Source organism: Streptomyces sp. NPDC005263, from assembly GCF_042872365.1.
In the GTDB taxonomy this organism is placed as follows: Bacteria; Actinomycetota; Actinomycetes; order Streptomycetales; family Streptomycetaceae; genus Streptomyces.
On sequence record NZ_JBIAKJ010000003.1, the window covers coordinates 1,033,079 to 1,047,283 of the forward strand.

9 protein-coding genes are annotated in these 14,205 nt (G+C 69.9%); 3 read left to right on the plus strand and 6 right to left on the minus strand.

From position 1 onward, the window contains the following. Positions 1-18: 18 nt before the first annotated feature. Complete coding sequence (locus ACFYRY_RS18430) at positions 19-990, minus strand: glycoside hydrolase family 16 protein (RefSeq protein WP_389146091.1); 972 nt, start codon at positions 988-990, stop codon at positions 19-21. A gap of 304 nt (positions 991-1,294) precedes the next feature. On the opposite strand from ACFYRY_RS18430, the gene ACFYRY_RS18435 reads away from it, so the two are divergent. From ACFYRY_RS18435 to ACFYRY_RS18445, 3 genes are all read left to right on the plus strand, one after another. Continuing rightward, positions 1,295-1,723 (plus strand): MerR family transcriptional regulator, encoded by a 429-nt coding sequence (locus tag ACFYRY_RS18435; protein WP_389146094.1) that lies wholly within the window; start codon positions 1,295-1,297, stop codon positions 1,721-1,723. 14 nt (positions 1,724-1,737) lie between these two features. Beyond that, a complete protein-coding gene (locus tag ACFYRY_RS18440; RefSeq protein ID WP_389146335.1) occupies positions 1,738-2,052 on the plus strand; it encodes a thioredoxin family protein in 315 nt (104 codons plus the stop codon). A 213-nt stretch (positions 2,053-2,265) separates the two neighbouring features. Further along, positions 2,266-4,497 carry a HelD family protein gene (locus ACFYRY_RS18445; RefSeq protein WP_389146096.1) on the plus strand — a complete coding sequence of 744 codons (2,232 nt, stop codon included), beginning with the start codon at positions 2,266-2,268 and terminating at the stop codon, positions 4,495-4,497. A gap of 125 nt (positions 4,498-4,622) precedes the next feature. On the opposite strand, the gene glgB is transcribed toward ACFYRY_RS18445, so the two are convergent. The 5 genes from glgB to ACFYRY_RS18470 all read right to left on the minus strand — a co-directional run bounded on the left by glgB (position 4,623) and on the right by ACFYRY_RS18470 (position 14,035). After that, positions 4,623-7,226 carry a 1,4-alpha-glucan branching enzyme gene (gene glgB / locus ACFYRY_RS18450; protein WP_389146099.1) on the minus strand — a complete coding sequence of 868 codons (2,604 nt, stop codon included), beginning with the start codon at positions 7,224-7,226 and terminating at the stop codon, positions 4,623-4,625. Between the two features lie 31 nt (positions 7,227-7,257). Further along, positions 7,258-8,655 carry a maltokinase gene (locus ACFYRY_RS18455; protein ID WP_389146101.1) on the minus strand — a complete coding sequence of 466 codons (1,398 nt, stop codon included), beginning with the start codon at positions 8,653-8,655 and terminating at the stop codon, positions 7,258-7,260. A gap of 100 nt (positions 8,656-8,755) precedes the next feature. Next, complete coding sequence (gene treS / locus ACFYRY_RS18460; protein ID WP_389146103.1) at positions 8,756-10,456, minus strand: maltose alpha-D-glucosyltransferase; 1,701 nt, start codon at positions 10,454-10,456, stop codon at positions 8,756-8,758. After that, complete coding sequence (locus ACFYRY_RS18465) at positions 10,453-12,609, minus strand: alpha-1,4-glucan--maltose-1-phosphate maltosyltransferase (protein ID WP_389146106.1); 2,157 nt, start codon at positions 12,607-12,609, stop codon at positions 10,453-10,455. The genes treS and ACFYRY_RS18465 overlap by 4 nt, the downstream gene beginning before the upstream one ends. Before the next feature lie 226 nt (positions 12,610-12,835). After that, entirely contained in the window at positions 12,836-14,035 is a 1,200-nt protein-coding gene (locus tag ACFYRY_RS18470) for a S8 family peptidase (RefSeq protein WP_389146109.1), read from the minus strand. Positions 14,036-14,205 lie beyond the last annotated feature (170 nt).

Below are 14,205 nucleotides of genomic sequence, written 5' to 3' on the forward strand. Positions count from 1 at the left end.
GGGCGGGGCCGGCTCGGCTCAGACGGTGTCCTCGAAGGTGACATCCAACGCCCGGTAGTTGTCGACGGCGGTCTGCACCTGGGCCGGGGTCAGCACCTGGTCCTGGGCGAAGTAGACGTAGTCGACCCTTTCCTCGTAGGCCCGCGACTTGCGGCCGTTCACTCCCAGCAGGTCGATCAGCCAGTGGTTGAAGTGGATGGCCATCGACGACTCGGGCACATAGGGGTCGCTGTGCGCGGCGAACAGTCTGCCGTCGATGTAGTACGTGACGCTCGTGCTGTCCACCGTGATGACGAGGTTGTGCCAGCCGGCGAAGCTCGCGCGCTCCTGGGTGGAGACGTTCACCTCCTGCGGCGGGTTCTCCGAGTAGGTCTCCCAGGAGGTGGCGAGCAGGGCGCTGGAGGGGATGCCCCAGCCGCCGTTCGGCAGGTACTCGAAGTCGAGTTCGCTGTAGTCCGGGTCCAGCGGGTAGTTCAGCGGTGAGATGGTGAAGAACGTCTGCACCATGTGGTCGCCGTCCGGCCCCAACACCGGGAAGTCGCTGAAGCGGACCCGGGCGGCGTAGGTGCCGTACAGGAACTTGCGCTCGTTGTGGATCTCGGCCTGCTCGGTGCCGGCGGCGGTGCCGTTGGTGCCGGAGCGCAGGGTCATGATCGAGTTGCCGGACTCGGTGGCGAAGGTGATGTTCTGCGGCTTCCAGGTGGCACCCGCCACGCCCGGACCGCCTTGCCCGGACCGCAGGGTCCAGCCGTGCTGGGTGAGGGACGGATCGGTGTAATTGACGTAGTTGAAGTCGTCGAAGAGTTGCGGACCGGTGACTCGCCGGGCGACCGCCGGAGTGCGGCCTGAGGGGTCGGAGAGGGTGTCGGCGCGATGCGGGGTCTCGGCGCCCGCTGCCTGGGGCACGGCGGCGAGAGCGGTACAGATCAGTCCGGTGGCGGCGAGCGCCACGGCGGCCTTCGTGCGCAGGGACACAGCGGATGTTCTCATTCGTCGCACGCCTTTCGTGGGGGAGAAGGGAACGACGCGGGCCGGTGCGACGCGTGGCCGATGTGCACACACGGAAACTGACCCGGCGTCAAAAAGACTGGCACAGGACGTCACCGTCGACAGTGGTCCTCCTTGTCGGACCACCCGGAGCGGCGACGAGCGGTCACCCAAACCCGAACGAACGAACGGACGAACGACCGACCGACCGGGCGACCGGGCGAGTGCGGCGGCCGCAGAGGAACCCCTGTCGCCGCGGCGGGACGCCGTTGCCTTGACGTCGGCGTCAAGGCTTAGGTTCGTACGCATGCGCATCGGCGAGCTGGCCGCGCGGGCCGGGACCACGACCCGGACGCTGCGGTACTACGAGTCACGGGGTCTGCTGCCCGCGAGGCGGAGCGGCAACGGTTACCGCACCTACGACGAGGACGACCTGAAGCTGCTGCGGCAGATCAGGACGCTGCAGGACTTCGGGTTCGACCTGGAGGAGACGCGGCCGTTCGTGGAGTGTCTGCGGGCCGGTCACCCGGAGGGCGACAGGTGTCCCGCCTCGCTCGCGGTCTACCGGCGCAAGCTGGACGAGCTCGACGCGCTGATCGGTGAGCTGCGGGCGGTGCGGGAGCAGGTCGGGACGCAGCTGGCGAGGGCCGAGCGGGCGCGTGACGAGCTGGCGGCCGGCGCGGAGGTTCCGGGTGGTCCGGAGCCAGGGTGCGAACTGGGAGGGAACCTCAGATGATCAAGGCGGCTGGTGTGGCCGAGGTGACGGACGCGGACTTCGAGACGGAGGTGGTCGGCGCCGAGCTGCCGGTGCTGGTGGAGTTCACCGCCGACTGGTGTCCGCCGTGCCGGCAGATGGGGCCGGTGCTCAGCGCCCTCGCCGTAGAGGAGGGCGAGCGGCTCAAGGTGGTCCAGCTGGACGTGGACACCAACCCGGAGACCACGAACGCGTACCGGGTGCTGTCGATGCCGACGTTCATGGTGTTCCGCGGCGGTGAGCCGGTGAAGTCGATGGTGGGGGCCCGGCCGAAGCGGCGGCTGCTGGAGGAGCTGGCCGACGTCCTCTGAGCCCCGACGAGCTGCCCGGACCGGCCTCGGACGAGCCCCGGGACCGAGCTCCCCCCGCACAACAAATCCCCCGAGCAATTGCGCTCGGGGGATTTCTCTGCGTATATTCAATGGTTCGCGACTTCACGGGAATTGGTCGCGAATGAGGTTTAGTGAGCAGAGTATATCCGGGCGGGAGTGGAATTGTCAAACACCGACTTTCCAGATCGTGAATTGACGCGCGAACAGGAATTCATCGACGGGCTGTACGCGCGCGTGGACGCCCTGCGCGGCGACACCGAGGTCTCGGTCACGGACGCGCTCGCCCAGGGCAACACGCCCCAGCAGGCCCGGCTGGAGCGGGACATCCTGGTCGCCGAGCGCTCGGGACTGCTGTCCGCGCTGAACGCGGTGGACGGTTCGCTCTGCTTCGGCCGGATCGACCTCACCTCCGGCGTCACCCACCACATCGGCCGGATCGGTCTGCGCACCGACGACGCCGAGCACACCCCGATCCTGATCGACTGGCGGGCCGACGTCGCCCGCCCCTTCTACCTGGCGACCGGCCACACCCCGATGGGCATCGGCCGGCGCAGGCACATCACCACCGAGGGCCGCACGGTCACCCACCTGCACGACGAGATCCTCGACCTCGGCGACGCCACCCGCACCGGCCACGAGGACCCGACCGGCGACGCCGTGCTGCTCGCCGCGCTCAACTCCGCCCGCACCGGCCGGATGAGTGACATCGTGCAGACCATCCAGGCCGAGCAGGACGAGATCATCCGGGCCCCGCACCGGGGGGTGCGGGTGGTCGAGGGCGGCCCCGGCACCGGCAAGACGGCGGTCGCCCTGCACCGGGCCGCCTATCTGCTGTACGAACACCGGGAGCTGCTCGCCAAGCGGGCCGTCCTGATCGTCGGCCCCAACCCCGCCTTCCTCGGCTACATCGGCGAGGTGCTGCCCTCGCTGGGCGAGACCGGCGTCCTGCTGGCCACGGTCGGTGAGCTGTACCCCGGGGTGAAGGCGACGGCGACCGACACTCCGGAGGCGGCCGCGGTGAAGGGCCGCGCCGACATGGCCGACGTCCTCGCCGCCGTCGTACGCGACCGGCAGGCGCTGCCCGACCCGGTGATCGCGATCGAACACGACCGCGAGATCCTGATGCTCGACGACGACCTGGTGAACATGGCCCGCGAGCGCACCCGGGCCGCGGGGCTCCAGCACAACGCGGCGCGCGAGTACTTCGAGGGTCACATCCTCAACACGCTCACCGACATGGTCGCCGAGCGCATCGGCACGGACCCCTACGACGGATCCAACCTGCTCGACCCGAGCGACATCACCCAGATCCGCGACGAACTCGCCGAGAACCCCGAAGTCTGGTCGGCGATCGACCAGTTGTGGCCCCGGGTGACCCCGCGGCGCCTGGTCGCGGACTTCCTCGCCGCGCCCGAGAGGTACCTCGGCGACCAGGACGCGGCCGCCGTCCGCCGCCCGGTGACCCGGGCGTGGACCGTCTCGGACGTACCGCTGCTCGACGAGGCCGCCGAACTGCTGGGCGAGGACGACCGGTTGGCGCGGGCCCGCGCGGAGCGGGAGCGGGAGACGCAGATCGCGTACGCCCAGGGGGTGCTGGATGTCTCCTACGCGTCCCGGACCTACGAGTTCGAGGACAAGGAAGAGGAGGACTCCGAGGTCCTGTCCGCGCACGACATCATCGACGCCGAACGCTTCGCCGAACGGCACGAGGAGGACGACCACCGCAGCGCCGCCGAGCGCGCGGCGGCCGACCGCACCTGGGCGTTCGGCCACATCATCGTCGACGAGGCGCAGGAACTGTCGCCGATGGCCTGGCGGTTGCTCATGCGGCGCAGCCCGACCCGCTCGATGACCCTGGTCGGCGACCCGGCGCAGACCGCGGAGGCGGCGGGCGTCGGCTCCTGGGCGGGCATCCTCGCGCCGTACGTCGAGGACCGCTGGGAGCACATCCGGCTGAGGGTCAACTACCGAACCCCGGCCGAGATCATGGACGTGGCGGCGGCCGTGGTGCGCGCGGAGCATCCCGGCTTCGAACCGCCGAGTTCGGTGCGGTCGACAGGGGTACGACCCTGGGTGCGCGCCACCGACGACCTCCCCGGCGCCGTGGCGAAGGCGGTGGCGGAGCTGACCCCCGACGAGGGCCGGCTGGCCGTCATCGCGCCGCGCGCGCTGCACCGCGGGCTGGCGGCCCGCCTGGACGGGGTGACGGCGGGCGAGGAACCCGACCTGACGCGGACGGTCGTCCTCCTCGACCCGCGCCAGTCCAAGGGCCTGGAGTTCGACTCCGTGCTGGTGGTCGAACCCGGACAGTACGGCACCAGCGACCTGTACGTGGCCCTGACCAGGGCGACCCAACGCCTCGGCGTACTGCACACCGAGCCCCTCCCGGCACCGCTGGCAGAGGCGTTCGCGACTGCTCCCTGAAGGAGCCTCGCCCTCAATGCCGGAGGGGACTGTCTTTTTCAGCCCCTCCGGCGTTTGAGGAGCGGGGGCCCGGGGGCAGCGCCCCCGAAGGACGGGACGGGTAGGGGCGGCGGGGGCGAGAACCCCTACGCCGGCCGCAGCCAGACCGTCGCCAGCGGCGGCAGCGTCACACACACGCTGGCCGGCCGACCGTGCCACGCCATAGCCTCCGGCTTCACCGCGTCCGCGTTGGTGACATCACCACCCCCGTACCGCCCGGCGTCCGTGTTGAGAGCCTCGTACCAGGCGGGCACATCGTCCGGAACCCCCAGACGGTAGTCGTGGCGGACGACCGGAGCGAAGTTGGACACCGCCAGCAGCGGGACACCGTCCGCGTCGTACCGCAGGAAGGCGAAGACGTTGTCCTCGGCGGCGTCCCCCACCACCCACTGGAACCCGGCGGGGTCGGTGTCGCGCTGCCACATCGCCGGGGTGTGCCGGTAGACGGTGTTGAGGTCCCGCACCAGATCACGGACGCCCCGGTGGTCGGCCTCCGCCCCGTACGCCGGGTCCAGCAGCCACCAGTCCGGCCCGTGCGCCTCGGACCACTCCGCGCCCTGCGCGAACTCCTGCCCCATGAACAGGAGTTGCTTGCCGGGATGGGCCCACATGAAGCCCAGGTAGGCACGGAGATTCGCCCGCTGCTGCCACCAGTCACCCGGCATCTTCGACACCAGCGACCCCTTGCCGTGCACGACCTCGTCGTGCGAGATCGGCAGCACGTAGTTCTCGCTGTACGCGTACACCATCGAGAACGTCATCTCACCGTGGTGGTACTTGCGGTGCACCGGCTCATGGCTCACGTAGTCGAGCGAGTCGTGCATCCAGCCCATGTTCCACTTCAGCCCGAAACCGAGGCCCCCGAAGCCGCCCGGGCCCAGGTGGTGGGTGGCGCGGGTGACGCCGTCCCAGGCCGTGGACTCCTCCGCCACCGTCACCACGCCCGGCACCCGCCGGTACACGGTCGCGTTCATCTCCTGGAGGAAGGCCACCGCGTCCAGGTTCTCCCGGCCGCCGTGCTCGTTCGGAACCCACTGGCCGGGCTCGCGCGAGTAGTCGAGGTAGAGCATCGAGGCGACCGCGTCCACCCGCAGCCCGTCGATGTGGAACTCCTCGCACCAGTACACCGCGTTGGCGACCAGGAAGTTGCGCACCTCGCGGCGGCCGTAGTCGAACTCCAGCGTGCCCCAGTCGGGATGCGCGGACCGCAGCGGATCCTCGTGCTCGTACAGCGGACGCCCGTCGAACTCCGCGAGCGCCCACTCGTCGCGCGGGAAGTGCGCCGGCACCCAGTCCATGATCACGCCGATTCCGGCCCGGTGCAGGGCGTCGACGAGGTGTTTGAAGTCGTCCGGGGTGCCGAGCCGGGCGGTGGGGGCGTAGAAGCCGGTGACCTGATAGCCCCAGGACCCGCCGAAGGGATGCTCGGCGACCGGCATCAGTTCCACATGGGTGAAGCCCATGTCCTTGACGTACGCCGGCAGCTGCTCGGCGAGCTGACGGTACGTCAGTCCCGGTCGCCAGGACGGGAGATGGATCTCGTAGACCGAGAAGGGCGCCTCGTGCGCGGGGGCGCCGGTGCGGCGCGCCAGCCACTCCTCGTCACCCCACTGGTAGCTCGACGAGGTCACGATGGACGACGTGCTGGGCGGGACCTCCGTGCGGCGGGCCATCGGATCGGCGCGCAGCGTCTTCGAACCGTCGGGCCGGGTGATCTCGAACTTGTACAGCTCGCCCTCGCCGATGCCGGGCACGAACAGCTCCCAGACACCGGTGCCGCCGAGCGAGCGCATCGGGAACGCCGAACTGTCCCAGAAGTTGAAGGTGCCGGCCACCCGCACGCCCCGCGCGTTCGGCGCCCACACCGTGAACCGGGTCCCGGCCACACCGTCATGCGTCATCGGGTGCGCCCCGAGCGCCCGCCACAGCTCCTCGTGCCGCCCCTCGCCGATCAGATGCAGGTCCAGATCACCGAGCGCGGGCAGGAAGCGGTACGCGTCCTCGGTGTCCTGTGCCGCCCCCTCGTACTCCACGAGCAGGCGGTACGCCGGAACGTCCCGCAGTGGCAGCAGACCCGAGAAGAACCCGTCCCCGTCGTCCTGCAACTCCGCCCGCAGATCACCGGCGACGACCGTCACGGACCGCGCGTACGGCCGGAACGCCCGGAAGGCGACCCCACCGGGCACCGGATGGGCGCCGAGCACGTCGTGCGGGGCGTGATGGGTACCGGCGAGCAGCCGCTCGCGGTCACCGGCGGATGCCTCCGGCGACACGGCGGGCTCGGGCGCGGGGACCGCCTTCGCGGTGACCTTCTTGGCGGCGAGATTCTTGACGGTGACCTTCTTCGTGGTGGCTTTCTTCGCCACAGCGGAGGTCTTCTTCGGGGTGGTCTTCTTCGCGGCGGCGGCCTTCTTCGCGGCGGGCGCGGTCTCCTTGGCCGTGGCCTTCTTGGCCGTGGCCTTCTTCGTGACCGTCTTCTTCGCGACGCTCTCCGCGGCCACCGCCTTCGCGGCGGCCTTCTCGGCGGCCTTCTTCACACTCTTCTTGACGTTCTTCTTCGCGGGCTTCTTCTCAGCCGTGTTCTCCGTCGTGTTCTCGGTCATGTTCTCGGCCGCGTTCTCGCTCTTCTTCCGGGCTTTCGCAGCCGTCTTCTTCGGATCCGGACCGCTGGACGGGGGGCGGGGCGTCACGGGGAAAGCCTCCTCGGCGAAACTCTGTCGGTCAGATCAGGTCGGATGCGACGTACCGCTCTATCGCGGCCATCGGTACGGGCAGCCAGTCGGGGCGGTGCCGGGCCTCGTAGACGACCTCGTAGATCGCCTTGTCCGTCTCGCAGGCCCGCAGCAGCACCGGGTCCATCCGCGGATCCACGCCGCTGACCTCGGCATATCCCGAGCAGTAGGCGGCCCGGCAGGTCTGGGCCCAGCCCGGGGACGGGGGGTCGGCGGAGAGCGCCGCGTAGTCGAAGGAGCGCAGCATCCCCGCGATGTCCCGGGCCGTCGGCTGCGGCATCCGGCGCTCGGCGAGCGGCTTGGACGGCTCACCTTCGAAGTCGATCAAGGACCACTGTCCGGCGGGCGAGCGCAGACACTGCCCCAGGTGCAGATCGCCGTGGACGCGCTGCGCGGTCCAGGTACGGCCCTCGTCGGCCAGGTCGGCGAGGGCGGTGAAGGCGGAGCGCAGTCCGGGCTCGTACGGCCGGAGCGCGGGCACCGCCTGCGTGGCCGCCTCCAGACGTTCGATCATGCCGTCGACCAGCATGTTCAGCTGGGTGTGTCCGAGGGTCGCGGTGGGCAGCGCGCGGGCCAGCGCGGTGTGCACCTCGGCCGTGGCGCGTCCCAGCGCCCGTGCCTCCGCGCTGAAGTCCTCGCTCTTGGCCAGCTCCCGCAGCGCCAGCTCCCAGCCGTCACTCGCGCCCTGCACGAACGGCTGGAGCACACCCAGGACGTACGACTCCCCGGCCAGCTCCGCCCGTATCCACCCCGTCGGCGCGGGCACCCTGGGGCAGTCCTCCCGGGCCAGCGCCAGCGGCAGCTCCAGGTCGGGATTGACGCCGGGCACGACCCGGCGCAAGAGCTTGAGGATGAACGTATCTCCATAGACGATCGACGAGTTGGACTGCTCGGCGGTCATCAGGCGCGGCACCAGTCCGTCCCTGATCTCCTGCCGCGGGTCCCGTTCGAAGCGCAGCCCGCCGATGCGGGCCTGGGTGCGCAGCGCCTCCAGGAGCAGTTCGGCGGGCCGGGGGTCGTGCAGGGCCTCGTACACCGTGTGTCCGGCGAGCGGGCCCTCGTCGACGTGGCCGATCAGCGCGGGCGCCAGCCTGGGGGGCAGCGCCTCGCGCACGCCTATCAGGAGCTGGTAGCAGTCGCCGGGGTGGGGCGCGGAGCCCAGGGCGAGCGGCTGGTGGGCGCGCACCAGCAGGTGGTAGAGGCCTTGGCTGGCGGTGGGTGGCAGCAGTTCGGTGGCAGCCACCAGGGAGAACCCGGCGACCGGACGCCCCTTGCCCGCGAACCAGCGCTGCCTGGGCAGCCACTCCCGCAGCAGCGGATCCAGTGACGCGAGAAGGTCGGGGCTGCCGGAACTGGATGTGACGGTACGAGTGACGGATTCCGACATGGCGTCGCGTCCTTTCCCCGTGGTCGGGGTGTTACTACTGCGTGCCCAGGGCGGGACGGGGGAAACCGCCCCGCCCGGGGTTCGACCGGGCGCACATGCCCTAGGCGGCGTCCTTGCGGAGCCGGAACCAGTAAAAGCCGTGACCGCCCAGAGTCAACAAGTAGGGCAGCTCTCCGATGGCCGGGAAACGGACCCCGCCGAACAGTTCGACCGGGTGCCGCCCTCCGAAGGCGCTGAGATCCAGCTCCGTCGGCTGCGCGAACCGGGAGAAGTTGTTCACGCACAGGACGAGATCGTCCTCGTACTCCCGCAGGAAAGCGATCACCGCCGGATTGGACGACGGGAGTTCCGTGTACGACCCCAGTCCGAAGGCGGGGTTCTGCTTGCGGATCTCGATCATGCGGCGGGTCCAGTGCAGCAGCGAGGACGGCGAGGCCATCGACGCCTCGACGTTCGTCACCTGATAGCCGTGGACCGGGTCCATGATCGTGGGGAGGTACAGCCGCCCCGGATCACAGGACGAGAATCCGGCGTTGCGGTCCGGGGTCCACTGCATCGGGGTGCGTACGGCGTCCCGGTCGCCGAGCCAGATGTTGTCGCCCATGCCGATCTCGTCGCCGTAGTAGAGGATCGGCGAGCCCGGCAGCGACAGCAGCAGGGCCGTGAAGAGTTCGATCTGGTTGCGGTCGTTGTCGAGGAGGGGGGCCAGGCGCCGGCGGATGCCGATGTTGGCGCGCATGCGGGGGTCCTTGGCGTATTCCGCCCACATGTAGTCGCGTTCTTCGTCGGTGACCATTTCGAGGGTGAGCTCGTCGTGGTTGCGCAGGAAGATGCCCCACTGGCAGTTCGAGGGGATGGCCGGGGTCTTCGCGAGGATTTCCGAGACGGGGTAGCGGGATTCGCGGCGGACCGCCATGAAGATGCGGGGCATGACCGGGAAGTGGAACGCCATGTGGCATTCGTCGCCGCCGGAGGCGTAGTCGCCGAAGTAGTCGACGACGTCCTCCGGCCACTGGTTCGCCTCCGCCAGCAGCACCGTGTCCGGGTAGGAGGCGTCGATCTCCTTGCGGACCCTTTTGAGGAACTCATGGGTCGCCGGGAGGTTCTCGCAGTTGGTGCCCTCCTCCTGGTAGAGGTACGGCACCGCGTCGAGCCTGAATCCGTCGATGCCCAGGTCCAGCCAGAACTTCAGCGCGGAGGTGATCTCCTCCTGGACCGCCGGGTTCTCGTAGTTGAGGTCCGGCTGGTGGGAGAAGAAGCGGTGCCAGTAGTACTGCTTGCGCACCGGGTCGAAGGTCCAGTTGGAGGCCTCGGTGTCGACGAAGATGATCCGGGCGTCCTGGAACTGCTTGTCGTCGTCGGCCCAGACGTAGTAGTCGCCGTAGGGGCCGTCGGGGTTGTTGCGGGACTCCTGGAACCACGGGTGCTGGTCGCTGGTGTGGTTCATGACGAAGTCGATGATGACGCGCATGCCACGGTGGTGGGCGGAGTCCACGAACTCCACGAAGTCGGCGAGGTCACCGAACTCCGGCAGCACGGCGGTGTAGTCCGAGACGTCGTACCCGCCGTCACGGAGGGGTGACTTGAAGAAGGGCGGCAGCCACAGGCAGTCGACGCCCAGCCACTGCAGGTAGTCGAGTTTCGCGGTCAGGCCCTTGAGGTCGCCGACGCCGTCGCCGTTGCTGTCCTGGAAGGAGCGGACGAGGACCTCGTAGAAGACGGCGCGCTTGAACCACTCGGGGTCCCGGTCCTTGACGGGAGTGTCCTCGAAGGTGTCCTGGACGGGCTCGTTGACGATCATGTTGTGGGTGACCCTCCGATCTGCGGGGTGGACGGTCGCAGGACGGTGCTGTGCTCCTCCGGTGGCGCGACGTCGGTGGTTCCCGCCTCGCGGCCCTCGGACCCTCGGCCGACCGTAAGCACGTGTGCCCCGCCAGGCCCGAGGCGCACATAATTGGCCCTGCCCCAGTGATAGGTCTCGCCGGTGAGCTCGTCGCGCACCGGCACCGACTCGTGCCATTCCAGGCCGAGTTGCGGCATGTCCAACGAGACCGTGGCCTCCTGGGTGTGGTCCGGGTCGAGGTTGGCGACCACCACGACCGTGTTCGATCCCTGCCGCTTCGAGTACGCGATCACCGCTTCCTTGTCCGCCTGGTGGAAGTGGATATCACGCAGCTGGCGCAGGGCCGGGTTCGCGCGCCGGATGGTGTTGAGCCGGGTGATCAGGGGGGAGAGGCTGCGTCCCTCGTGTTCGGCTGTGTCCCAGTCGCGGGGTTTGAGCTGGTACTTCTCGGAGTCGAGGTATTCCTCGCTGCCCTCTTTGAGGGGGGTGTTCTCGCACAGTTCGTAGCCGCTGTAGATGCCCCAGGTCGGGGAGAGGGTGGCGGCGAGGACGGCGCGGACCTCGAAGGCGGGACGGCCGCCGTGCTGGAGGTACTCGTGCAGGATGTCGGGGGTGTTGGTGAAGAAGTTGGGCCGCATGTACGAGGCGGCCTCGCCGGACAGTTCGGTCAGGTACTCGGTGAGTTCGTCCTTGGTGGTACGCCAGGTGAAGTAGGTGTAGGACTGCTGGAAGCCGATCTGGGCCAGCGTGTGCATCATCGCCGGCCGGGTGAACGCCTCGGCCAGGAAGATCACGTCGGGGTCGGTGCGGTTGATGTCGGCGATCACGCGTTCCCAGAACACGACGGGTTTGGTGTGCGGGTTGTCGACCCGGAAGATCCGCACCCCGTGGGCCATCCAGTGCCGCAGCACCCGCAGGGTCTCGGCGACGAGGCCCTCGAAGTCCGCGTCGAAGGCGATGGGGTAGATGTCCTGGTACTTCTTCGGCGGGTTCTCCGCGTACGCGATCGTCCCGTCCGGCCGGTGGTGGAACCACTCCGGATGTTTCTGCACCCAGGGGTGGTCGGGGGAGCACTGCAGGGCGAAGTCCAGGGCCACCTCCATGCCCAGATCCCGGGCCTGCTCCACGAACCAGTCGAAGTCCTCGAGGGTGCCCAGGTCCGGGTGGACGGCGTCGTGGCCGCCCTCGGGGGAGCCGATCGCCCAGGGCACGCCGACGTCGTCGGGTGTGGGCGAGAGGGTGTTGTTGCGGCCCTTGCGGAAGGTGTGCCCGATGGGGTGGATGGGCGGCAGGTAGACGACGTCGAAGCCCATCCGGGCGATCGCGGGCAGTCTGCGGGCGGCGGTGCGGAAGGTGCCGTGGGGTGTGTCGGGGGTGCCTTCCGAGCGGGGGAAGAACTCGTACCAGGCGCCGTACAGGGCCCGTTCCCGCTCGACGAGCAGGGGCAGCGGGTCCGAGGCGGTGACCAGTTCCCGCAACGGATACCGGGCCAGGACCGCGTCCACCTCCGGCGTCAACGCCGCGGCCAACCGGGCGGCGGCGGACCGGTTCTCGTCCCTGAGGGTGTCGACGGCGGCGCGCAGAACCTGCCGTTTGCCCTTCTTGGGGACACCGGCGGCCGCCCGCTCGTACAGCCGCGCGCCCTCCTCCAGGACCAGTTCGACGTCCATCCCCGCCGGGATCTTGATCTGCGCGTGCCGCCGCCAGGTGGTGACGGGATCGCTCCAGGCCTCCACCGTGTACGACCACTGGCCGGGTTCGCCGGCGGTGACGGTGGCGCCCCAGCGGTCGGTGCCCGGGGCCAGTTCCCGCATCGGAGTCCACGGCCCGTGCCGGCCCTCGGGGTCGGTCAGGACGACATTGGCGGCGACCGCGTCGTGCCCCTCGCGGAACACGGTGGCCGAGATCTCGAACGTCTCGCCGGTGACCGCCTTGGCGGGCCTGCGGCCGCGCTGGACCACCGGGCGGACGTCGAGGACGGGTATGCGCCCGACGGCCGTGCCGCCGCCCGCGGAGGGTGGCTCCGGGACGGGCGGGCCGTCGACCGGGCGCACCGGGTGCGTTCCGTTGCTGGGTGTCGGGGGTGCTGGCGAGTGGTGCGTGGCGGGCATGACCGCTCCTGTCCGCGTCAACGTGGGTGGGCGGATGGCTGTGGGGAGGTGGGTCCTGCGTGGCATCCCCGGGGTGCCTGTGCTGTACCTGCGGGGTGTACCGGTGGAGCCTTCCCACCCTATTCGGGTGAGCAATCCGGCACGTTGCTAACTACTCACACGTAAGTCCACACACAAGACCGGCCCCGTTCTGGCCGAACGGGGCCGGTACCGCACGTGGCCCAGGTCAGCGCGGCACGCGCAGCAGTTTGTCCGGTGAACCGGCACCCCGGCCGGACACCTTGCCGGATGTGGCCGCCCCGGCCAGTGCCTTGCCGACCTGGGCGGGAGTGGCCCGGCGATGGTCCGCGAGATAGAGCGCGGCCGCGCCCGCCGCGTGCGGCGACGCCATCGACGTACCGGAGTAGGTCACCCGGCCGGTGTCGCTCGCGGAGGACGCCGAGGTGATGGACACCCCCGGGGCGAACAGGTCGAGGGCCGAACCGTAGTTGGAAAAGACCGCTTTGGTATCATTTGTATCACTGGCGCCGACCGTGATCGCCTCCTTGACGGCCGCGGGGGAGTAAAGGGCGGCGGGCAGCCCGTCGTTGCCCGCAGCGACCGTGTACGTCACGCCGGACCGGATGGAGTCGCGCACGGCGGCGTCCAGCTGGGCGTTGCGGCGACAGCCGAGACTGAGGTTGGCGACCGCCGGTTTTTTGGCGTGTTTCGTCACCCAGTCGATACCGGCGATGACCCGGGCGGTGGTGCCCGCGCCGGCGTCGTCGAGCACCCGCACGGAGACCACCTGGGCCTTCTTGGCGACGCCGTACCCGGCGCCCGCCACGATGCCGGCGACATGGGTGCCGTGCCCGTTGCCGTCGCCCGCGTTCCGGTCGCCGCCGACGAAGTCCCAGCCGTGACGCGCCCGCCCGCCGAAGTCCCGGTGCCCGATCCGGATCCCGGTGTCGATCACGTACACGGTCACCCCGGCGCCCCCCGAGCCCGGCGAGGTGTAGGTCCCGTCCAGCGGCAGTGACGGCTGGTCGATCCGGTCCAGGCCCCAGGAGGGCGGGTTCTTCTGCGCCTGGTCCAGGCCCACCCGGCTGTCCTGGACGACGGAGGCGACGTGCGGGTCCGCCGCGAGGAGCCTCGCCTGTCTCTCGTTCGCGCGCACGGCGTAGCCGTTGAGCACCGCCGCGTACGTGTGGCTGATTCTCGCCCCGTACTTCTCGGCGAGGTCCTTTCCGGCCGCGGAGGGCGCCTTCGTCCCCGCCTTGAGTGTCACCAGGTAACTTCCGCCGACGGAGCCGGGCTCACCGGCGCCGAGTATCCGCCCCTGCGGTGCGGCGTACGCGGGCAGGGTGACGGCCGAAAGCGCCGCGGCACAGGCCGCCGCGGTCAGACCCCCCGCCACGCGCAGACGCCGTGTTCGCGTCCGTGCCATGGCTGTGTACCCCCTCCTGAAGTCGGCGTACGGCAGCATGTCGCGCGGTGTCGCGGGCCGGGTACGCCACGTAAGCAGCCTCTCGTGCGGCGCGAAGCACCACAAGGACGCCTACAGGGGCGGAACCAGCCATAGCGGGCTCATTGAGCAGTCCGTCCGGTGATCGAGGA

What these genes read in the sequence shown, in the direction of transcription:
- ACFYRY_RS18430 (WP_389146091.1), bottom strand. Translation starts at nt 990, where the DNA reads ATGAGAACATCCGCTGTGTCCCTGCGCACGAAGGCCGCCGTGGCGCTC.
- ACFYRY_RS18465 (WP_389146106.1), bottom strand. Translation starts at nt 12,609, where the DNA reads ATGCCCGCCACGCACCACTCGCCAGCACCCCCGACACCCAGCAACGGA.
- treS (WP_389146103.1), bottom strand. Translation starts at nt 10,456, where the DNA reads ATGATCGTCAACGAGCCCGTCCAGGACACCTTCGAGGACACTCCCGTC.
- ACFYRY_RS18470 (WP_389146109.1), bottom strand. Translation starts at nt 14,035, where the DNA reads ATGGCACGGACGCGAACACGGCGTCTGCGCGTGGCGGGGGGTCTGACC.
- ACFYRY_RS18435 (WP_389146094.1), top strand. Translation starts at nt 1,295, where the DNA reads ATGCGCATCGGCGAGCTGGCCGCGCGGGCCGGGACCACGACCCGGACG.
- ACFYRY_RS18455 (WP_389146101.1), bottom strand. Translation starts at nt 8,655, where the DNA reads ATGTCGGAATCCGTCACTCGTACCGTCACATCCAGTTCCGGCAGCCCC.